Origin of the sequence: Cryobacterium sp. TMT3-29-2, from assembly GCF_004564305.1 — a bacterium.
GTDB lineage: Bacteria > Actinomycetota > Actinomycetes > Actinomycetales > Microbacteriaceae > Cryobacterium > Cryobacterium sinapicolor.
On the sequence record NZ_SOGK01000017.1, the window covers coordinates 23,648 to 44,449 of the forward strand.

A 20,802-nucleotide genomic window follows, 5' to 3' on the forward strand; every position below is an offset into this window, starting at 1 on the left:
TCCTCGACAGGATGCTAGTCGACCGCGTCGACCGTGAAGAGCGCGGCCTGCTCCGGAGCGAGCAGCGGCGCGGGCAACCCGACGAGAGCGAGCACCGCACCGGTCAACGTGACGGAGCCACCGGCAGCACCAGCAACGGCACCACCAGCAACGGCACCACCAGCGCCACCAGCAGCACCAGCAACGGCACCACCAGCAGCACCAGCAACGGCACCACCAGCGCCAGCAGCAGCACCAGCACCGGCAGCACCAGCACCGGCACCACCAGCACCACCAGCACCGGCAGCACCAGCGACGGCAGCAGCAGCACCAGCACCGGGCGAGCCCGGCTCCGCCAGCCAGGCCGGCGGGGCATCCTGAATCGTGCGCGGGGGCGCGCCCAGCGGCAGTGACGCCACGCGGTAGCGCCGGTCGGGCGCGAGACCGGGGAACCGCATCCGCTCCGGGAGTGCCGCGCGCGGGGCGGCCAGCGACACCTGGGCGAAGAGGGCCGAGTTCTGGTCGGGGGCGACGACGCCGTGCAGCTCGAGAGCCGGGTCGCTGGGGTCGGCCCGCACGACGACGCCGGAGTGCAACAGGGGCCGCAGCCGCTTGTAGCAGGCGATCCAGTCGGCGATCTGAATCAGCTCGGCCTCGTTCGCACGCGTCAGGTCCCACTCGATGCCGGCACTGCCGAATAGGGCGGTGGCCAGCCGGAAGCTGAGCTCCGAGGTGCGCCCGGTGGTGTGCGCCGTGGCCGCGCCGAGGTGCCCGCCGAGGTATTCCGGCGGCAGCAGCACGCTCGAGTACCGCTGGATCTGCTGCCGTTCGAGCGGGTCGTTGGTGTCGCTGGTCCAGACCCGATCCACGCGCTCGAGGATGCCGAGGTCGATCCGGGCTCCCCCCGACGCGCAGGACTCGATCTCGATGCCCGGGTGAGCGGCGCGCACGGCGTCGATGAGCCGGTACAATGCCACCGTCTGCCGGTGGGCTGAACCGGCCAGCAGGTCACGGTTGTGGTCCCACTTCAGGTAGGCGATGGGGTACTCGGTGAGCAGAGCGTTAAGCCGGGCGAACACCCAGTCGAAGGCATCCGGGTTGCCGAGGTCGAGCACCCGCTGGAACCGCCAGGTCAGCGCAGCCGAGGCAACACCAGCACCGGCACCGGCACCAGCACCAGCACCAGCACCAACACCAACACCAACACCAACCCCAGCCGAGTCCTCCCCCACCCCGCCGAGCACCCAGTCCGGGTGCGCGCGGGCCACATCGGAGTCGAGGCTGAGCATCTCGGGCTCGACCCAGAGGCCGAAATCCATCCCGGCCGCGTGCACGTGCTCGATCAGCGGGTGCAGTCCGCCGGGCCAGGTCACGGGATCCACGAACCAGTCGCCCAGGGCCCGCCGGTCGTCCGAGCGGCCGGTGAACCAGCCGTCGTCGAGCACGAAGCGTTCCACGCCGACCGTGGCCGCGGCGTCCGCCAGGCGGGCCAGGGTGGGCAGGTCGTGGTCGAAGTACACGGCCTCCCAGGTGTTCAGCACGACCGGGCGGGGGCCGGTGATGGTCGACCAGCTCCGGATCCACGGATGCAGCCGCGCCGACAGCCCGTCGAGTCCGGCAGCCGAGTACACGGCCACGGTCCACGGGGTGGTGTGGCTCGCAGCATTGGCCACGCTCAGCTCACCCGGGGCCAGAAGTTCGCCGCTGCCCAGCGCCGAGTAGCCCAGCGCACTGTTCTCGGCCCAGGCGCGCTTGTCGCCGCTCCAGGCCAGGTGGGTGGCCCACACCTCGCCGGTGCGGAAACCGAACCCGGGCGTGCCGACCGCCATCAGGTAGGAGTCGTCGTGGCCGGGGCGGCCGTGGCGGGACTCGCGGCTCCAGACGCCGTGGCCGAGCGTGCTGCGCTGCGGCCGGCGTTCGTGGGTCCACAGCCCGGTGAAGTCGAGCAGTTCCCCGGCCCGGTCCGGCACCGGGAGGATCACGTCGAGCGAGCCGAGCTCGAACGCCGCGAGGTGAGGGTCGGTGCCGGTGTTGGTGAGGGTGTGGCGCAGTCGCAGCACACCCTCGACCGAGAGTTCGAGGTCGGTGCGCACGGCCACCCGGGCCGCGGCATCCGTCAGAAAGATCGCCAGGGACTGCGTGCCGCCCAGCACGCGGCCGGAGCCGGAGCCCCGGCCTGCCTGCACCTCGGCAAGGCGCAGCTCGAGGGCCCCGCCACCGCGCCCGCCGGGCCGGAACCCGCTCACCCCCGGACGTCCACTCCAGCCCTCCGCGAGGGTGGGCAGCAGCGAGAGCCGCAGGGGCACGTCGATCGAGCTCGGCGAGATCGCCGGCACGGATGCGTCGGCCAACGCGGTCAGCAGCTCACCGTTCAGGTCACCCAGGTCGGCACCCCAGTGCACGATGACGGGCACACCCGTGCCGCGGGCATCCAGCACGAGGCTGGTGCCCGCGGCACGGAGGTAGGGAATCGACACGGGGTCGGTCGGCGACGGGGCCGGGACTGGGTGCATCAATTCCGTTACTGCTCACTTCTCATCGTTCACTGCGGTGATGTTGCGGTACTGCCGTGACGCTGATGCTACTTGTTGACCGGGATCGACTGAGCCTCGAGTGCGTCGATCGTGCTCTTCTGGGCGCTCGTGAGAGCATCCGACAGAGTTCCGTTGCCGGTGACCGCACCCTTGAAACCGTCGGAGGTGTCGTTGTACACCTGCGTCATGGTCGGGCCCCAGATGAAGTCGGGCGAGACGTGACCGGATGCCTCGGCGAACACGTCGTAGATGGCCTGGCCGCCGTAGAACTCGACGCCTTCCTTGAGGGCCGGCAGTTCGAGGCCGCTTTTGGCGGCCGGGTACAGGTTGGCCGACTTATTCAGCATCGTGAGCGCCTCGTCGGAGGTGTTCAGCCACAGCGCGAACTGGGCAGCCTCGTAGGGGTGCTTGGAGCCAGTGAACACCGCGGTGGACGAGCCACCCCAGTTACCGGCGGCGTTGTCGCCGGCAGCCCACTGCGGGGAGAGGGCGACGGACCAGTTGCCGGAGGTGTCCGGAGCGCCGCTGGCGATGGAGTTGGCACCCCAGGCTGCGGAGTTCCAGGTCCAGTTGGAGCCGGTGTTGTAGGCGTTGTTCCACTCGTCGGTCCACGGCGGGTTGGTCGAGACGAGGTCGCGGTCGATCAGGTCCTGCCAGTAGTCGGCGACCTTGACGGACTCGGGGCTGGTCAGGTCGATGGTCCAGTTGTCGCCGTCGTTCTCGAACCAGCTTCCGCCGGCCTGCCAGACGAATCCGGCGAACTGGTTGATGTCGCTCTGCGAGAAGTTGGTGATGTACCCGCCGGTGGCGCGCACGGCCTCGGCGGCAACCGCATACTCTTCCCAGGTGGTGGGGATCGCGATGTTGTTGGCCTCGAAGAGGTCGGCGCGGTAGAACATGGCCATGGGCCCGGCGTCCTGAGGCACCGCGTACACGGCGTCGTCTTCACCGAAGTTGACCTGACCCCAGGTCCAGTCCACGAAGTCGGCCTTGGCGTCGAGAACACCCTCACAGGCGGCGAGGTTCATCAGACCGTCCTGCACGCGGAAGTTCGGGAGCGCGTCGTATTCGATCTGGCCGAGGTCGGGCGCGTTGCCGGCCTTGAGCTGGTTGAAGAAGTTCTGGTAGGTGCCGCCGTTGCCGTTCGGCCCGGTCTGCACCTTCACCTGAACGTCGGGGTTCTCCTCGTTCCAGACGGCAACGACCTCTTCCATGCCGGGGATCCAGGTGGTGAACGTGAGGTCGACCTTGCCCTCGGAGGGCTCGCAGGCGGCGGCGTCGCCGCCGGACGACGTGGTCGAACCCGACGCGCAACCGGTCAGCACGACCGTGGCCGCGGTGAGCAAGGCGACGGCGGCTGCTCTCTTCTTGATCTGCATTGTTCTTCTTTTCTCTTGGTGGGGTGGGGTGGGGTGGTGCAGCTTGAGGGGGTGCTACGTCACGGTAACCGGCTACTTCACGGAACCGGCGCTGAGGCCGTTCCGCCAGAAGCGCTGGAGTAGCAGGAAGATGATGATCAGCGGGATGATCGACAGCAGCGCACCGATCAGTACGTAGTCGCGCAGCACGGGGATCTGGTTGACCTGCGAGTTCCAGGCGTAGAGGCCGAGCGTGACCGGGAACAGAGTCTCGTCGCGCAGCATGATCAGCGGCAGGAAGAAGTTGTTCCAGATGGCGACGAACTGGAAGAGGAAGACGGTGACCAGGGCCGGCACCATCATCCGTACCGAGACGGTGAAGAAGGTGCGCAGTTCGCCGGCACCGTCCAAGCGGGCGGCCTCGATCAACTCGTCGGGCACGCTGGCGGAGGCGTAGATGCGGGCGAGGTAGACCCCGAACGGGCTGACCAGGCTGGGCAGGAACACAGACCAGAACGTGTTGGTCAGGCTGATCTGGCTGAAGATCAGGAACAACGGCAGCGCCAGGGCCGTGGCAGGCACGAGCACCCCGCCGAGCACGACGTTGAAGATCAGTTCCCGACCCGGGAAGTTGTACTTCGCCAGCGCGTACCCGCACATGCCGGCGATGATGGTGCCCACGAGGGCGCCGCCACCGGCATACAGCGCGCTGTTGAGCATCCACTTGAGGTAGACGCCGTCGCGGTACGCCATCAGGTTGCCGATGTTCTCGAACAGGGAGAAGTCGGCGAACCAGAGCGGGTTCGTGCTGTTGAACTGGGAGCGGCTCTTCGAGGCCGCCACCAGCAGCCACCAGATCGGCACCAGGAAGTAGAGCGTGAAGACGCCCATCACGATCATGGCGCTGACCCGGGCGAACGGGCTCTCGCGCTGGGCGCGCGGCGCCTTCGCCTCGGTGGAACGGATGCCGCGGGTCGGCTTGGCGGGGGTGGTGGGGGTCAGGGTGCTCACTTGGCTTCCTTCCGCTGCGTGAACTTCAGGAACGTGAAGGAGAGGATGAACGTGGCCAGGGCCAGCACCACGGAGAATGCGGCGGCCAGGTTGAAGTTCGGGATCGATGAGGTGGAGTACACCGTCAGGTTCGGGGTGAACGTGCTGGTCACGGCCGAGCTGAAGCTGCGGAACACCTGGGGTTCGGCGAGCAGCTGCAGGGTGCCGATGATCGAGAAGATCGCCGTCAGGATGATCGCCGGCATGATCAGCGGGATCTTGACCGACCACGCGATGCGCAGCTGCCCGGCGCCGTCGAGGCGGGCGGCCTCGTAGAGCTCCGTCGGGATCGCCAGCAGGGCCGAGTAGATGATCAGCATGTTGTAGCCCACGAACACCCAGGTGACGACGTTGGCGATGGCCCAGAGCACCAGGTCGGCCGAGAGGAAGTTGATGTTCTCGGTGACGGCGCTGAATGGCGACAGGTTGGGTGAGTAGAGGTAGCCCCACATGATCGCGGCGATGACGCCCGGCACCGCATAGGGAACGAAGAACGCCAGCCGGAAGAACTTCTTGCCTCGCACGAGCGGCGAGTCCAGCAGCAGCGCGAACAGCAGTGCGAGGCCGAGCATGATCGGCACCTGCACGGCGCCGAAGGCGAGTACCCGGCCGATCGACTGCCAGAACGGGCCGTTCTGGAACACCAGGATGTACTGGGTCAGCCCGCCGAACACCTCGGTGGCCTGACCGAAGGTGCCTTCGCGCTCGATCACGAGCAGCGACTGGTAGATCGCGTAGCCGATCGGCACGAGGTAGAACAGGGCGAACAGGGTGCCGAACGGCAGCACGAACGCGAGGATCGCGCCTCTGTGCTGCACGCGGGGCCTGGCGGCGCGGGGCCTCTTCCGGGCAGCGCTGCCCGGGGCATCCGTCATGGGGACGGCTGGTGCGCTCATGATGCGGGGTCCTCTCTAATCACGCGGACGGCTCCGGCCGGCACGCGCACAATTCGACCGACGGGTTCGTCGGTGACGAGCTCGTGGCCGGCGGCCGCAAGCTCGACGTCGCCGTGACCGTGGTTGATGATGAACAGATAGCTGTGGGTGGCACCCACGCGGCGCACGACCTCGATGCTGCCGGAGCGCTGCGTGGTTGCGGTGCGCTCCGGGGCGTCCGTGCGTTCCGGGGTTGCAATACGCTCCGGGCCGACGGCGGTGACGCGGGCCTCCTGGGCCACGGTGCGCACGAGGTCGCGCAGGGCGCCGGCCTCCAGCGCGGTCGCGACGTACCAGGCGGTGCCGCGTTCGTGCCGGTTGCGGGTGATGGCGGGGATGCCGGGCAGCGGCCCGTCAAGGTAGCTGGCGAACACCTCGGCGGTGTCGACGCGCAGGCGTTCGCTCCACAGGCTCGCGGCGGCGCCGGAGTCGAGGGCGAGCAGATGGCCGGGCAGCAGCGGGGAGAATTCCTCCACCGTGATGCCGAGGATCTCGCGGAACGCGCCGGGGTAGCCGCCGGTGCGCACCCGGTCGTCTTCGTCGACGATGCCGCTGAAAAAGGTGATCAGGGCGTGGCCGCCGGCCGCGACGTAGGAGCGCAGGTTCTCGGCCTGCGCGTCCGAGACGAGGTAGAGATTCGGGGCGACGACGAGGCGGTAGCCCGAGAGGTCGGCATCCGGGGAGACGATGTCGACGGTGACGCCGAGGTCGTGCAGGGCCGTGTACGCGGCATGCACCTGGTCGAGGTAGCGCACCGCGTGGGAGGGACGGGATTCTCCGTCGCCGGCCCACCAGGATTCCCAGCTGAAGATGAGCGCAGCATCCGCCACGACCCGGCTGCCGGTGACCTCGGCGAGCCGGTCGAGGGTCGCGCCCAGGGCCACGACCTCCCGCCAGAGCACGGTGTCGGTGCCGGCGTGGGGCACCAGCGCCGAATGGAATTTCTCCGACCCCTGCAGGGAGGCGCGCCACTGGAAGAAGCAGATGCCGTCGGCGCCGCGGGCGACATGGGCGAGGGAGTTGCGGGTCATCTCGCCGGGCGCCTTGGCCAGGTTGTGCGGCTGCCAGTTGACCGCGCCTGCGGCCTGTTCCATCAGCAGCCAGGGCTCGCCCTGGGCGAGCCCGCGGGTGAGGTCGGCGGCGAAGGCGAGCTCGGTGGCCGGGTCGGCGAGACGGTGGTCGAGGTAGTGGTCGTTGGCGACGATGTCCATGTCGCCGGCCCAGGACCAGTAGTCGAGGTTACGGATGTGCGCGGTGACCATGAAGTTCGTGGTCACCGCCACGTCCGAGTGGCGGCGCAACACCGCGGCCTCCAACCGGTAGTAGTCGAGCAGCTCGGCGGAGCTGAACCGGTGGAAGTCGAGCACCTGGCCGGGGTTCTGGCTGGACAGGGTGAGCCGCGGGGTGAGGATCTCGGCCCACTGGCCGTAGCGCTGGCTCCAGAACGAGGTGCCCCAGGCGGCGTTCAGGGCATCGATGGTTCCGTACCGCGCCTGCAGCCAGAGACGGAATGCGGCCGCGGTGTCGTCGCAGTAGCACAGCGCGTTGTGGCAACCCAGTTCGTTGGACACATGCCAGAGGGCGATGGCCGGGTGGTGGCCGTACCGCTTCGCGACCTGCTCGACCAGGGCGAGCGCGTGCTCGCGGAACACGGCCGAGCTCGGGCACCAGGCCTGACGGCCGCCCGGGAAGCGGGTGGTGCCGTCGTCGGTCACCGGAAGGATCTCCGGGTGGAGCGTGGTCAGCCACGGCGGCGGCGATGAGGTACCGGTGCCGAGGTTGACTCGGATGCCGTTGGCGTGCAGCAGCTCAATAATCGTGTCGAGGGTGGCGAAGTCGTACTCGCCCGGCCGCGGCTCGAGGTGCGACCAGCCGAAGATGTTGATGGCGACGAGATCGACGCCCGCCTCCCGCATGAGGCGCACGTCTTCGGCCCAGACGTCGGGACCCCACTGCTCGGGGTTGTAGTCGCAGCCGTAGGCGATGCCCTCGTGCACGAACGGGCTGGCCGAGGCCGAGGCCGTGGCCTTCCCGTCCGAAGTGGCTGCTCGCGAATTCATGTGCTCCCTGACTGTGGCTTCCCGGTTCCGCTGCCCTGCGGCAACCGGGATGTCGACGACTCTGTGAACGTGCACAGAGTCGAGAGCAAAACACACCGTCGGGCTTTCTGTGAACGTACACAGAGTAGGTAGGTTTCGGCGGCCGTGTCAAGCGCGGAGTCTGTTCGGGGGCGTTACAGTTATCAAATGGTGACCATCCCGTCTCGACGCAAACGTGCGACGATCCACGACGTCGCCGTCGAAGCCGGAGTGTCCCGCGGCACGGTCAGCCGGGTCGTGAACGACGAGCCCTACGTCTCGGCGGCGGCCCGCATCGCCATCGAGGCCGCCATCGAGAAGGTCGGCTACGTGCCGAACAATGCCGCCCGCAGCCTGGTCATGCAGCGCTCGGAGGCCGTCGGTTTCATCGTGCACGAGCCGCACTCCCTGTTCCTGGACGACCCCAACATCGGCGGTATCCTGCTCGGTGCCAACACCGTGCTCTCCCGCGCCGACTACCAGATGGTCAGCCTCGTCATCGACTCCCAGCGCGACACCGACCGCGTCGCCCGTTATCTCAGCGGCGGCTTCGTCGACGGCGTCATCATCGTCTCCGCCCGGCAGGAAGACCCGATCATCCGCGTGATCGAGAAGCTGCGCCTTCCGGCCGCCTTCGTCGGACATCCGCCCGACCTGCGTCAGCTTCCCTTCGTGGGCATCGACAACCGGGCCTCGGCGCGCGCCATCACGGAACGCCTGATGCAGACCGGCCGCCGGCGCATCGGCATGGTCGCGGCGGCCCTCGACCGCGATTCCGGCGCCGACCGCCTGGCCGGCTTCACGGATGCCCTCGGCGACCGTTTCGACCCGGCCCTGGTCGCCCGAGTACCGCTCTACACGTTCACCGACGGGGCCCTGGGTATGCGCGATTTGCTCGACCGCGACCCGCTGATCGATGGTGTGTTCGCCGCTTCCGACGCGGTCGCGGCCGGAGCCCTGGAGGCTCTCCGCGAGGCCGGGCGCAGCGTGCCCGGCGATGTCGGCATCGTCGGCTTCGACGACAGCTCCTGGGCGCTCCGCACCCAGCCGCACCTGTCCACCGTCCACCAGCCGGCCTTCGGCCTCGGCGCGGCGGCGGCGCAGTGCGTGCTCGGCCAGCTGCGCGGCGAGGAGCAGCCGGCCGGCGGCATCCTGCTGGAGACTCCGATCGTCTGGCGCGACTCCGCCTGAGCCGGGTGTGCGTTGCTGTCCGGCCAGGCGCACAGCGGGTACGGGCGGGCCCACGGCGAGGCCGGCAACGGGTCTGACGAGCATTCCGGCCGTGTCTCCCCGCCCCGTGCGGCTAACTCAGGAGAATGCTCCCGCCGGCTACGCGCATCCGCATAGACCCGCGTATTTCCGGGGGCGAAACGGATGCCCGCGCCGGATCTCCTGAGTTCGCCACCCCGCAGACGGGCAAACAGGTGGGCAGGCACGCAGTCTGACGTGGAGCCCCGCCGAGCACTGATCTGCCGAGTCTCCCCGCCCCGTGCGGCTAACTCAGGAGAATGCTCCCGCCGGCTACGCGCATCCGCATGGACCCGCGTATTTCCGGGGGCGAAACGGATGCCCGCGCCGGATCTCCTGAGTTCGCCACCGCGCAGACGGGCGCGCAGGCGGGCAGACAGACGGGCGGGCAGGCGGGCGGGCAGGCGGGCAGGCAGGCGCGCAGAGAGGCAAGCAAGCAAGCAGGCAGGCGGGTGGGCAGGCGACGGGGGCGGGTGGCGTGCGGGCCGGGTGACGACCGGTGCGGGTGGGCCGGGGGCCGGGCACACTGGAGGAATGGTTCGCAAACAGGCGGTCGTGCGTGGGATGGTGCAGGGAGTGGGGTTCCGCTACTACACCCAGGTCGAGGCACGCCGCCTCGGTCTCGCGGGGTTCGTGCGCAACCGGACGGATGGCGCGGTGGACGCGGAGCTGGAGGGCGACGCGGCATCCGTCTGGGCGATGCTCGCGTGGTTGCAACACGGCCCGCCGTCGGCCCGGGTGGAGGCGGTCGAGGTCACCACTATTCCGCCGATCGGCGAGACCGGGTTCCAGATCGGCTTCTGACCGACGACGCACGACGCACGACCCACGGCCCACGACCCACGACCCACGACCCACGACCCACGACCCACGACACACGGCCCACGACACACGGCCCACGGCCCACGGCCCACGGCCCACGACGCACGACTCACGACTCACGGCGAGGCTGGCGTAGCGTGGAAGCATGTGCGCGCGAGCAGCCGATCCCGCTCGGACGGAAAGAACGAAGCGCGTCCTCGCGCCGGCGACGGATCCGGGCATGCGCGCACTCCCTGCGGCTGCCACCCATCCGGCCCTGGTCGCCCGAGCCCCCCGGACCTTCCCCGTGCACACGGTGCGCCGCGGGTTCGGCATCGGCCGCCTGCTGCTCGCGTTCCTGGGCGTCGTGGCCCTGGCCGGCTACTTCGACTACGTGCTCGGTTTCGCCACCTTCCAGATCGCCAACTACTTCAGCTATTTCACCGTGCTGAGCGGCATGGCCGCGGTCGTCGCCTTCGTCGTTGCCGCGATCGTCGCCTTCCGGCACGCGACCGACCCACCGTGGCTGGACTGGTTCCGGCTGTTGGTCACGACCTACATCACCGTCTCGGGGATCGTGTTCCTGACCATCGTCATCCAGTCCTCAACCCGCGATTACACGATCGAGGTGCCCTGGTCGAGCCAGTTGTTGCACTTCTGGATTCCCGCGATCGCGCTGCTCGACTGGCTGACGGATGCCGGCAAGGCCCGGCTGCCCTGGAAAATTTTGGCCTGGATTCTCGTGGTGCCCTCGATCTGGGGAGTGTTCACGCTTATCCGCGGGTCGGTCGTGGGCTGGTACCCGTACTTCTTCCTGGACCCGGTGCAGGTGCGCGGACCGCTCGAGACCGCGGTCTACTGCCTGGCGGCTCTGCTGCTCTTCACCGCGATCGCAGCCGTACTCACGGCCACGTCGCGGCTGCCCCAGCCGGCATTGCGGCGCGAGCCTATAGCGGCGTGAAGGTGTATTCGCTGGTCAGATGCTCGCCCTGGCAGGCGCCGCAGTAGAGCACACCGGATGCCTGCATCGCGAGGACCCGGGGAGTGCACTGCACGACCTTGGGTCCGCAGCAGGGCGAGACCACCATGAAGGAGCCGGGGGCGGTGGGCTGATGTCCGCTCAGTCCGCGAATGTGGTGGGTGCCCTCGCAGGGCAGGTCAGGGTCGAAGTCCAGAAGGACGACTGATTCGAGGTCGATGTCGAGGAGGGTATCCATGGGGAGCACAGCAATCACGCGGTAAAGCAGAAGAGTGAAGCAGTCGCGGGCGGAGGTGGTGCATCCCGGTGGCGACCGCACCGGGATGGCCGGCGGAACGAGCCCGGTCTGGACCGGGGGTATTCACCCCTCAGGAATCCGTCGGCAGAGCCAGTCAGGGTAACGACTGGACCTCTGGGCGCTGCACCACGACGGGCTGCGCCTGCATGAAAAAGTGCCCTGAATGGGGGCCAGAATTCACCGACTGGACGTTGGAAGGAGCGTACACCACGAATCTTGGAATAGCGAAGGGTTGACTTTTGCGAGGCGCTGGACAGGTGTTTTGGCGGTGGGAGGCGTGTGAGTACCGCGTGCGGGTGCCGCGCTTACTCCGGGGCCGGCGTGGCCGTCGGCACGGTCGAGTTGAACGGCTCGAGGCTGCTCAGGGCGGCGGCCAGGAACTCGTCGTCGTCGACCTCGGCGAGGCGCAGAGCGGTCTCCGCGGCAACCAGGCCCACCAGAACCGGTTCGCCGGTGATCGGAACCATGTTGATCCAGACGCGGAAGTCGTCGTCGCCGCCGACCGTGGCCCAGAGCGGCGCATCCGTGTCCCAGAACGGCTCGTCGAACTGGAGCCAGATCTTGTCGAGCGCGCCCATGCCGAGGGCGGAGATGGCGCCGCGGTGCGTGAAGGGCAGCGGTGGGTCGAACTCCATCACCTTGGTCTTCAGCACCCCCAACGGCACGGTGACGATGACCCGGTCGGCGGACAGGGACTCGCCGTTGCCGAGGCGGAGGCTCGCGCCGGCGTCGCTGTAGGCGATCCTGGTGACCACGCTGGACCCGAGCACGTCGATGCCCTCGCTGAGGTCGGTGAGCAGGGTGGCGAAGCCGCCCAGCACGATGCGGTCCTCGCCGGGGTCGGCGTCAGGGTCGGCCTGGGCGTCTGCTTCCGAGTACCAGGAGGACTGCTCGGCGACGGGGGCACCGCACTTCGGGTCGAGCACCACGGTGATCTGGTAATCGAGCCAGTCGGCGTCGGAAACGCCGGTGTCGGCATCCGTCGTCGAAAGCTTGGACGCACCCGAGTCGGCGAGGGCCTGCGCGATGGACACGTCGGCGGGCTGGTCGGCGGCCCAGGCCAGCGCCGTGCCGACCGCCTGCGAGCCGGTGCCGGGCACCTGCAGAACCGTGCCGGCAGTCGTGCGAACCTCGGGCACAGCGGTGAAGGGGGCCGTGGCGACCCCGCGGTCGGTGAGGTCCTCGTCGAGGGTGGTCTGCCCGGTGCGCCAGACGAACGACGCGCCGAGCTCGATCGGGAACGGCCAGTCCTTGTCGGTGACGGTGTCGATGCGGCCGCCGATGCGGTCGCGGGCCTCGACCAGGACCACGTCGTAGCCGGCGTCTGCCAGGTCGCGGGCCGCCGCGAGCCCGGCGATTCCGGCACCGATCACGGCGATGCGCTCCCCCGGATTCGCGGCGGCGAGCACGTCACGGGCGGCGCGCTCCCCGGAGTCGCGGGCGCCCTGCACCGTGCCGAATGCGTCTGTGGACGTGGCCTCCCCGGCGAAGAACAGGCGGTCGTCGACGGGCTCGCTGAGCGCGGCGCGCTGCTCGGGCGTGGCGCCGACCGCAGGAAAGCTGAAGGATCCGCGGGCGAACGGGTCGGCCGACCAGGACGTGCGGCGCATGGCCGCCGGCTTCGGCACGAGCGAGGTCGTCGTCGGTGTGGGCGTGACGGATGCCGTGGGCCGCGGCGTCGGCGCCACGCACGCGGTGAGCGCGACCAGGCTCAGGCCGGAGACCGAGCCGATCAGAAAGGTTCGTCGTTTCATTGCTGTGTCCGCGCCACGGGTGGCGCCGGCGTACTCCTTTCCGAGCGGGGCCGGGCAGTACGACCAAGTTACCTCAGCGGAGGGTGAAGTGGCTGGTCGGGGCAGGGGCGCGAGGGGCGAGGGGCGCGCGTGGGGCGGAGGGGGCGCGCACGTAACTGCGGAGATTTCCGCGACACCCGGCATCCGTCGCCGAATCACGACGTGTCGCGAAAATCTCCGGGTTTACGTTCGCCGGCGGCGGGCGCGTGGGCGGGCGTCTGGGCTGACGCGTGGGCTGACGCGTGGGCTGACGGGCGGGCGATGCCGCGAGCGCAACCGGCGACCAAACGTCAGTCGAGCGGATGCTGCAGGAAGCCATCGTCGAGCAGCTCCCGCACGCGCGGGAGCAGGTCCGCGGCGAGCTCGCCCTCGTCGACGGTGAGCAGCTGGGCCAGCGCGGCGACGATCGAGCCCACGTCGAGCTCACCGTCGCAGGCTCCGACCAGCGCGGCGAGGCCGGTGTCCAGCGCGATCGAACGGCCGAAGCCGCTGCCCTGGTGCAGCGTCATCAGGGTGGGGTCCTCCAGGCCGGGCCAGTAGTGCCGTTCCTCAGTGACATCGGATGCGGCGGCGAGCCGCGCGCGGGCGAGGCGGGCGTCATCCGTCGCCGCGTGCCAGTCGTGGGCGGCGAGGCAGGCGGCGAGGTGGCTGCCCATGCCCCCCGGATTGTGGCCGAGGGCTCCGGGGATGCGTTCGAGGCGGCGAAGGGTCGGGGTGCCGGCGGCCGGGCGGCGCAGCAGCATGTAGCCGAAGCCGACCTGGCTCACGCCGCGCGCCTCGAAGTCGTCGAGCCAGGCGCCGTAGAGGCGCTCAAAGTCGGCCGTGTCGGCGCGGGTGCCGCCGTCGCGGATCCACGTTTCGGCGTAGAGCGTGGGGGCCTGCACCTCACGTTCGATGATCCAGGCGTCGAGTGCCGCGTCATCCGTGGCCTCTGCAGCCGAGGCAGCCGCGAGCTCGACCCCGACCCCGGCCCCGGCTTCGGCCCCGACTTCGGCTTCGACCCCAGCCCCGACTTCGGCTTCGGCCCCAGCCCCGGCTGCGAACGAATTCGACGGAGATTTTGCTCCCAGAGGGGGCGTCGGAGTCGAATTCGGGGTGTTTCGGGCAAAATCTCCGTCGAATTCGTCAGGGCTCACGGGGGCGGAAGCGGGGACAGAAGTCGGGACGGAAGCCGGGGCAGAAGTCGGGACGGAAGCCGGCGCAGAAGCCGGGACAGAAGCCGGGACGTCGAGCCAGCCGGTCAGGCGCTCGAAGGCGTCCTGCCCGGCGTGGTACTCCCAGTTGCCCAGCAGCTGGGCGATGCCGCCGGGGGTCAGATGGCCGGCCGCACCGCGCACCACCGCCTCGACCAGGGCATCGCCGACCAGGCCGCCGTCGCGATACTCGTAGGCGGGCACACCCGGCACCCGCGGGGTGATCACGAACGGCGGGTTGGAGATGATGTGGTCGAAACGCTCCCCCACGACGGGTTCGAACAGGCTGCCGAGGCGGAACTCGATGTTGTCGATCTCGTTCAGCTCGGCGTTCACCGCGGCGAGCTCGAGCGCCCGCGCAGAGATATCCGTGGCGATCACCCGGTCGGCATGCCGGGACGCGTGCATCGCCTGGATGCCGCAGCCGGTTCCCAGATCGAGGGCGCTGGCCACCGGCGTCGGGATCAGCAGCCCGCTCAGGGTGAGGGATGCCCCGCCCACGCCGAGCACATGGCTTTCGCCGAGCGGGTGGCCGAGTGCGAGTTCGCCCAGGTCGGACAGGATCCACCAGCTTCCCGCGCCGTGAGCGTCGACGAAGCTGTAGGGCCGCAGTTCGAGCAGCGGGCGGACGGCGCCGCCCTGATCGGGTTCAGGGAAGGCGACGACGGATGCGGCGAGGCCGAGCTCCTCGGCCCCGGCGGCGCCCAGTGCGGGGAGGGCGGCATCGAGATCCGCACGGTCAACGGGCAGGCCGAGCACGAACAGTCGGGCCAGCGTAATGCAGGGCTCGGTGTGCCCGAGCCTCTCCCGGAGACCGTCGAGCGCACGCAGCGCCGGGACCCGCTGGTTGCGGCGCAGCGCGGCATCCGCTTCGCTCCCCCACAGCCCGGTGAGGGCCGAAACCGAAAAGTTGGCGGTGGCGAGGTCGGAGCGAAGCCGGGCGATCAGGGCAGAAGTCACCCGTCTATTCAACTGCACCGGCCGCTGCACCGGCCGCCGCACCGGCCGCCGCACCGGCCGCCGGCCCCTACCGGCGCTCCTCGGCCACACTGTTGCCGCCGTCGACGACGATGGTCTGACCGGTGACGTAGGACGCGCCCGGCGAGGCCAGCCAGGCGATCACGGATGCCACTTCCGCAGCGGTCCCGCTGCGCCCGACCGGCACGAGCGCGCCCTCGACCACCTCGCTCTCCAGCTGTGACCCGGTCTCGATCCAGCCCGGCGCGACCGCGTTGGCGGTGATGCCGAGCCAGGCCTCATCCACGGCGAGCGCTCGGGTGAGCCCGGCCAGACCGGCCTTCGCGGCCGCATAGGTCAGGTCCCCGCGCGACGCCATCACCGGCCCCGAGACGCTCGACACCGTGACGATGCGCCCCCACGTCGCCGCGTGCATGAAGCCGATCACGGTGCGGGTGGCGTGGAACGCGGTCGACAGGTTGATTGCGAGGCCACGGTCCCACTCCTCCGGCGACGTGGTGCTCACGTCGCCGTGCAGCATCTCGGGGTCGCCGACCGCGACCATGCCCGCGTTGTTCACCAGAATCGTCGGGGCCAGGCCCGCGTCGGCGAGGGCGTCGGCGAGCACCAGGGCGCCGGCCTCGGTGTCGAGGGTGCAGACGATTCCGGATGCCGCGATGCCCAGTTCCGTCAGCTCGGCCGCGCGCTCGTGCACGCGTTCGGTCGTGGCGGTGAGCACGACGTCCGCACCGAGCTCACCCAGCATCCGTGCCGCGGCGAAACCGATCCCGGAGGCGCTGCCGGCCCCGGTGACCAAGGCGGTGCGGCCGGCGAGATTCCACGCGAGGGGCAGGGCGAAAGCGACAGGCACGGGGAGACCGGCAGAACCCGGGAGCCCGACGGAATCGGGGGCACCGACAACCGGGGCACCGACAACCTCAGGCAACGTCATGGCGCCATGCTAGCGGCTACCGGGCCACGTCCATCGGGATGGCGGCGAACTCCCGAACGACCAGCCGGGGAGTGATCAACCGGTGCCGAGGTTCGTCCGACTCGGGGGCCCCGTGCACCTTGCCGCCGAACTCTCCGGTCAGCAGTTCGAGCACCCCGGCGGCCACCTCGTCGACGGCCTGATCGACGCTGGAGAGCCCGACCGCGGCGGCGACAGGCGTGTTGTCGTAGCCGGTGACCGGCACGCGCTCCGGGTTGGCGATCATGGCCCCGAGGGCGAGGGAGTCGCTCGCGCAGAGCACCCCGTCGACCAGGCCGGCCTGCTGCCGCAGCCGCTGCATGGCGGCGGTGCCCTGGCTGACGCCGTCGGTGGTGACGACCTCGAGCCGGGCGAGTTCCTCGCCCGAGACCTCCCCGCGCTCCATCATCGCGTCGTACCAGCCCCGTCGGCGCTCGTCACCGGTGCCCGACGGGCTGGGCCAGCCGATGTAGGCGATCCGCCGGGCTCCGGCCTCCTGCTGCGCCCGGGTGGCCTCGTGCAGGCCGGACCAGCCGTCCACGTCCACCCACAGGTGCTGCGGGTCGTTCATGTCGTCGGCTCCCCACGGCCGACCGAAGGTGACGAAGGAGATGCCGTTCTCGATCAGCCAGCGGGTTCGCGGGTCACCGGCGAATGTCGACGTGAGCACGAAACCGTCGACATCCGCGCCGTCGTTCAGGCGCCGGAACTGGGTGATCTCGTCTTCGGGGCTCGTGGCCGTGAAGAGCAGCACGCGTAGCCCCTGCGCGTCGGCCTGCTCAGTCAGGGCGTGCAGGAACCGGTCGAGCACCGAACCGGAGATGCCGTCGATCATGGGGTCCAGACGGATGCCGATGGTCGAGCTGCGCCGCGTCCGCAGCCGGCGGGCGGAGGCGTGCGGCCGGTATCCGAGCTCCTTGATGGCAGCCTCGACCCGCTGGCGGGTGTCGGCGCGCACGATGCCGGGCGAATTCATCACATTCGAGACCGTCTGGCGGGAGACGCCGGCCGCGAGCGCGACATCCGTCACCGTGGGGAAACCACCCATAGCCGCTCCTGCCCCAAGCCTCTGCCGGACGCGCCTGCCCCCGTGGATTGAACGATCAAATACTGTTCTGCCGAGACTACCCCGTCCCGTCGGATCGCAGGGAATGAGGGCGCCGCGTCCGATCCGCCTGCCGGTCAGGGCATTTCCCGCTTACCTCCCCGGCCAACCCGGATCCCCGGAAACACGCGGATTGGATCGATCCAAAGAAAAGTTTGATCGATCAAATAAATTCAGCTATCGTGACCTCTACACAAGCAAACGCGCATCGATGCGCGACTCAAGGAGAAAAACGATGCAACGACGCAACTCCCGCTGGTTGATCGGAACCGGGCTCGCCGTGGCCGGCGCCCTCACGCTCAGCGCCTGCGGTTCCGGATCCGGCTTCGGCGACACCGCCGACGCCGGCGGTGAACTCACCAGCGACTCCGCCCAGGGACTCAACGTCCTGATCGGTTCCAGCGGCGACGCCGAGACCGCCTCCGTCAACGCGGCCGTCGCCGCCTGGTCCGAGAAAACCGGCACCGACGCCAAGGTCAGCGTCGCCAGCGACCTCAACCAGCAGCTCGCCCAGGGCTTCGCGGCCCAGAAGCCCGCCGACGTCTTCTACCTGTCGACGGATGCCCTCGCCGGCTACGCGTCGAACGGCTCGCTTCTGGCCTACGGCGACGAGCTGGCCAACAAGGATGACTTCTACCCGAGCCTGGTCAACTCCTTCACCTACGACGGCGAGTTCTACTGCGCGCCGAAGGACTTCTCGACCCTGGGTCTGGTCATCAACACCGACCTCTGGGCCCAGGCCGGGCTGACGGACGCCGACATTCCCACTACCTGGGACGAGCTCGCGGCCGTCAGCAAGACCCTCACCACCGACACCCAGGTCGGACTCGCCCTCGGCGGCGAGTACGCCCGGCTGGGCGCGTTCATGGCCCAGGCCGGGGGCAGCCTGATGAACGAGGACAACACCGAGGCCACCGCGAACAGCGCGGAGAGCGTCGCGGGCCTCGAATACGCGCAAACGCTCCTCAACGACGGAGTGATGAGCTATGCCAGCGAAATCGGCGCCGGCTGGGGTGGCGAGGCGTTCGGCAAGCAGCTCTCGGCCATGACCATCGAGGGCAACTGGATCACGGGCGCGATGAAGAGCGACTTCCCCGCGGTCAACTACACGGTCGCCGAGCTGCCCGCGGGCCCGGAGGGCCAGGGCACCCTGCAGTTCACCAACTGCTGGGGAATCGCCGCCGACAGCCCCAACCAGGCTGCCGCCCTCAAGCTGGTGGAACAGCTCACCAGCAAGGACGCCCAGCTCACCTTCTCCGAAGATTTCGGCCCGATGCCCTCGATCCAGTCGGCCGCCGACGAGTGGAAGAACGCCAACCCCACCCTCGTGGCGTTCCTGGACGGCGCCGACTACGCCCAGGGCGTACCCAATGTGAAGGGCGCCGCTGACGTCACGAGCGACCTGAACGCGCAGCTCGAGTCGCTGAAGACCGGGGACGCTCAGGCGATCCTCGATTCGGTGCAGAAGAACCTCGAAGCACTGCTGAAGTAGTCCACCATGTCGACGCCTGCACGCACGCCTCGCCGCTCCGGTATCCGGGGCGGCGAGACCGCCTCGGGGTGGCTCTTCACCGCCCCGATGATCATCCTGCTCGGCCTGTTCCTGGTCATCCCGGTGCTGATGGCCCTCTGGGTCAGCTTCTCCGACTGGAACGGCCGCGGCAGCCCCTTCGGCGGCACGGTGTCGTTCGTGGGCCTCGACAATTATTCCGCCCTGGTCGGCGGCGGCGGCCTGGCCGAACAGGACTTCGGCACTGCTCTGCGGAACAACGCCTGGTACGTCCTCCTGGTCGTGCCGATCCAGACCATGCTGTCGCTGCTGCTGGCCGTGCTGGTCAACCGGCAGATCCTGCGCGGCCGCGGCTTCTTCCGCACCGCGTTCTACTTTCCGTCGGTGACCAGCTCGGTGGCCATCACCGTGCTCTGGCTGTTCCTGTTCAGTGCCAGCGGCGCCGTCAACAAACTGCTCGCGTTCATCGGCGTCAACGGACCGAACTGGTTCAACGACCCGAGCGGCGTGCTGCACAACCTCCTGGGAGCGTTCGGTGTCGAGACCGGCCCGGCCGCACTCACCGGCAACACGTTCCTCGGCATCTCCTTCTGGGAGTGGCTCGCCGGGCCATCCGTGGCCATGAGCGCCTTCATCCTGATGGCCGTGTTCACCACCAGCGGCACGTTCATGCTGCTGTTCATCGCCGCGCTGCAGAACCTCAGCGGCGACGTCGTCGAGGCCGCCATGATGGACGGCGCCAATGGCTGGCAGCGGTTCTGGCGGGTCACCCTCCCCCAGCTGCGGCCGACGCTCTTCACCGTGCTCACCCTCGGCCTGATCGGTGCCTGGCAGGTCTTCGACCAGATCTACACCGGCACCCAGGGTGGGCCCGGCAAGACCACGCTCACCCCGGCCTATCTCTCCTACCAGGCCGCGTTCACCAACCAGGCCTGGGGCCAGGGCGCCGCGATCGCCTTCATTTTGTTCGTGATCATCGTGGTCTTCACCCTGCTTCAGCGTTGGCTGCTGGCCGAACGCGGGGTCTCAGCCCGGCGGATGCGTCCGTATCTGCCGATCCCGACATCCGGAGGTTCGAAATGAGCAGCACGGTGAAAACCCGCGAGCGCACCGTCTCCCCCTCCCGGCGCCTGCGCGCCCTGAGCCGGGAACAGCTGCCGAACCGCCAGGTCGCCGGCCGGTCGCTGCTCTACGCGATCCTGATCGTGCTCGCGGCCATCTACATCGCCCCGTTCCTGATTCAGGTTGCCACCTCGTTCAAGACGGATGGCGATGCCGCCAGCAATCCCATGTCGCTTCTGCCGCAGACCTGGTCCACGGCCGCGTACGAGAGGTTGTTCCTCAACTCGGACTTCCCGGTCTGGTTCCAGAACTCCGCCATCGTCACGGTCTTCGTCACCCTCGGCCGTGTCTTCTTTAACTCCCTGGCCGGGTACGCCCTGGCCCGGTTGCATTTCCGGGGCCGCAATGTGATCTTCGCGCTGCTCATCGCCGTGATGAGCGTGCCCGGCGTCGTGCTCCTGATCCCCAAGTTCCTGGTGATCAACCAGCTCGGCATCTACGACACCTACGTGGCCATGATCGTGCCGTTGCTCACGGATGCCGCGGGCGTCTTCATCATGAAGAACTTCTTCGAGTCGATTCCGGCGAGTGTGGAGGAGCAGGCCCGCATCGACGGGGCCGGCACCTTCCGCGTGTTCTGGTCGATCGTGCTGCCGATGGCCCGGCCTGCCCTGGTAACCATCATCATCCTGTCGTTCCAGGGGTCGTGGAACGAGCTGTCGCACTTCATCGTCGCCACGCAGTCCCCCGAGTTGACGACGCTGACCAAGGGCGTGGCGTCACTGGCCTCCGGGCAGCTCAGCCAGGGCACGCAATACCCGCTCAAGCTGGCCGCGGCGGCGATCATGACCATCCCGGTCGCGGTGATGTTCTTCATCTTCCAGAAACGCATCATGAACACCACCGACGGGGCGGTGAAGGAGTAGCCGGCCACGCCGGCGCCTCCCGTACC

At 69.0% G+C, this 20,802-nt stretch carries 16 protein-coding genes; 6 read left to right on the top strand and 10 right to left on the bottom strand.

Annotated features, from left to right (window positions below):
* Nucleotides 1-14: 14 nt before the first annotated feature.
* From E3O67_RS02480 to E3O67_RS02500, 5 genes are all read right to left on the bottom strand, one after another.
* A complete protein-coding gene (locus E3O67_RS02480; protein WP_135101776.1) occupies nt 15-2,492 on the bottom strand; it encodes an alpha-galactosidase in 2,478 nt (825 codons plus the stop codon).
* A 68-nt stretch (nt 2,493-2,560) separates the two neighbouring features.
* Complete coding sequence (locus E3O67_RS02485) at nt 2,561-3,892, bottom strand: extracellular solute-binding protein (protein WP_134432921.1); 1,332 nt, start codon at nt 3,890-3,892, stop codon at nt 2,561-2,563.
* Nucleotides 3,893-3,964: 72 nt separating this feature from the next.
* Entirely contained in the window at nt 3,965-4,873 is a 909-nt protein-coding gene (locus E3O67_RS02490) for a carbohydrate ABC transporter permease (protein ID WP_370259926.1), read from the bottom strand.
* Between the two features lie 5 nt (nt 4,874-4,878).
* A complete protein-coding gene (locus tag E3O67_RS02495; RefSeq protein ID WP_134432923.1) occupies nt 4,879-5,817 on the bottom strand; it encodes a carbohydrate ABC transporter permease in 939 nt (312 codons plus the stop codon).
* Nucleotides 5,814-7,916, bottom strand: a complete 2,103-nt coding sequence (locus tag E3O67_RS02500; protein WP_134432925.1) for a beta-galactosidase — start codon at nt 7,914-7,916, stop codon at nt 5,814-5,816. The genes E3O67_RS02495 and E3O67_RS02500 overlap by 4 nt, the downstream gene beginning before the upstream one ends.
* Before the next feature lie 186 nt (nt 7,917-8,102).
* Between E3O67_RS02500 and E3O67_RS02505 the strand changes: the two genes are divergently transcribed.
* From E3O67_RS02505 to E3O67_RS02515, 3 genes are all read left to right on the top strand, one after another.
* Entirely contained in the window at nt 8,103-9,125 is a 1,023-nt protein-coding gene (locus E3O67_RS02505) for a LacI family DNA-binding transcriptional regulator (protein ID WP_134432927.1), read from the top strand.
* A gap of 591 nt (nt 9,126-9,716) precedes the next feature.
* Entirely contained in the window at nt 9,717-9,986 is a 270-nt protein-coding gene (locus tag E3O67_RS02510) for an acylphosphatase (RefSeq protein ID WP_134432929.1), read from the top strand.
* 238 nt (nt 9,987-10,224) lie between these two features.
* Nucleotides 10,225-10,944 (top strand): Pr6Pr family membrane protein, encoded by a 720-nt coding sequence (locus E3O67_RS02515; RefSeq protein ID WP_134432931.1) that lies wholly within the window; start codon nt 10,225-10,227, stop codon nt 10,942-10,944.
* Here E3O67_RS02515 and E3O67_RS02520 read toward each other — a convergent pair.
* From E3O67_RS02520 to E3O67_RS02540, 5 genes are all read right to left on the bottom strand, one after another.
* On the bottom strand, nt 10,931-11,218 hold the full coding sequence (locus E3O67_RS02520; RefSeq protein ID WP_135101772.1) for a hypothetical protein: 288 nt from the start codon (nt 11,216-11,218) through the stop codon (nt 10,931-10,933). The two genes, E3O67_RS02515 and E3O67_RS02520, sit on opposite strands and share 14 nt — an antisense overlap.
* A 347-nt stretch (nt 11,219-11,565) precedes the next feature.
* Nucleotides 11,566-13,014, bottom strand: coding sequence for an NAD(P)/FAD-dependent oxidoreductase (locus tag E3O67_RS02525; RefSeq protein WP_166787062.1), 1,449 nt, complete (start codon nt 13,012-13,014; stop codon nt 11,566-11,568).
* Nucleotides 13,015-13,343: 329 nt separating this feature from the next.
* Nucleotides 13,344-15,206 (bottom strand): methyltransferase, encoded by a 1,863-nt coding sequence (locus E3O67_RS17310; RefSeq protein WP_241979391.1) that lies wholly within the window; start codon nt 15,204-15,206, stop codon nt 13,344-13,346.
* A 67-nt stretch (nt 15,207-15,273) separates the two neighbouring features.
* Nucleotides 15,274-16,155, bottom strand: a complete 882-nt coding sequence (locus tag E3O67_RS02535) for an SDR family NAD(P)-dependent oxidoreductase (RefSeq protein ID WP_134432937.1) — start codon at nt 16,153-16,155, stop codon at nt 15,274-15,276.
* 16 nt (nt 16,156-16,171) lie between these two features.
* A complete protein-coding gene (locus E3O67_RS02540; RefSeq protein WP_134432939.1) occupies nt 16,172-17,221 on the bottom strand; it encodes a LacI family DNA-binding transcriptional regulator in 1,050 nt (349 codons plus the stop codon).
* A gap of 292 nt (nt 17,222-17,513) precedes the next feature.
* Here E3O67_RS02540 and E3O67_RS02545 point away from each other — a divergent pair, with 292 nt between their 5' ends.
* From E3O67_RS02545 to E3O67_RS02555, 3 genes are read left to right on the top strand one after another with little or no spacing between them, the layout of a single operon-like run.
* A complete protein-coding gene (locus tag E3O67_RS02545) occupies nt 17,514-18,770 on the top strand; it encodes an extracellular solute-binding protein (RefSeq protein WP_134432941.1) in 1,257 nt (418 codons plus the stop codon).
* Between the two features lie 6 nt (nt 18,771-18,776).
* The gene (locus E3O67_RS02550) at nt 18,777-19,871 is read left to right on the top strand and encodes a carbohydrate ABC transporter permease (protein WP_134432943.1); all 1,095 of its coding nucleotides are present in this window, start codon (nt 18,777-18,779) and stop codon (nt 19,869-19,871) included.
* On the top strand, nt 19,868-20,776 hold the full coding sequence (locus tag E3O67_RS02555) for a carbohydrate ABC transporter permease (RefSeq protein WP_134432945.1): 909 nt from the start codon (nt 19,868-19,870) through the stop codon (nt 20,774-20,776). Before E3O67_RS02550 ends, E3O67_RS02555 begins: the two co-directional genes overlap by 4 nt.
* Nucleotides 20,777-20,802: the final 26 nt, after the last annotated feature.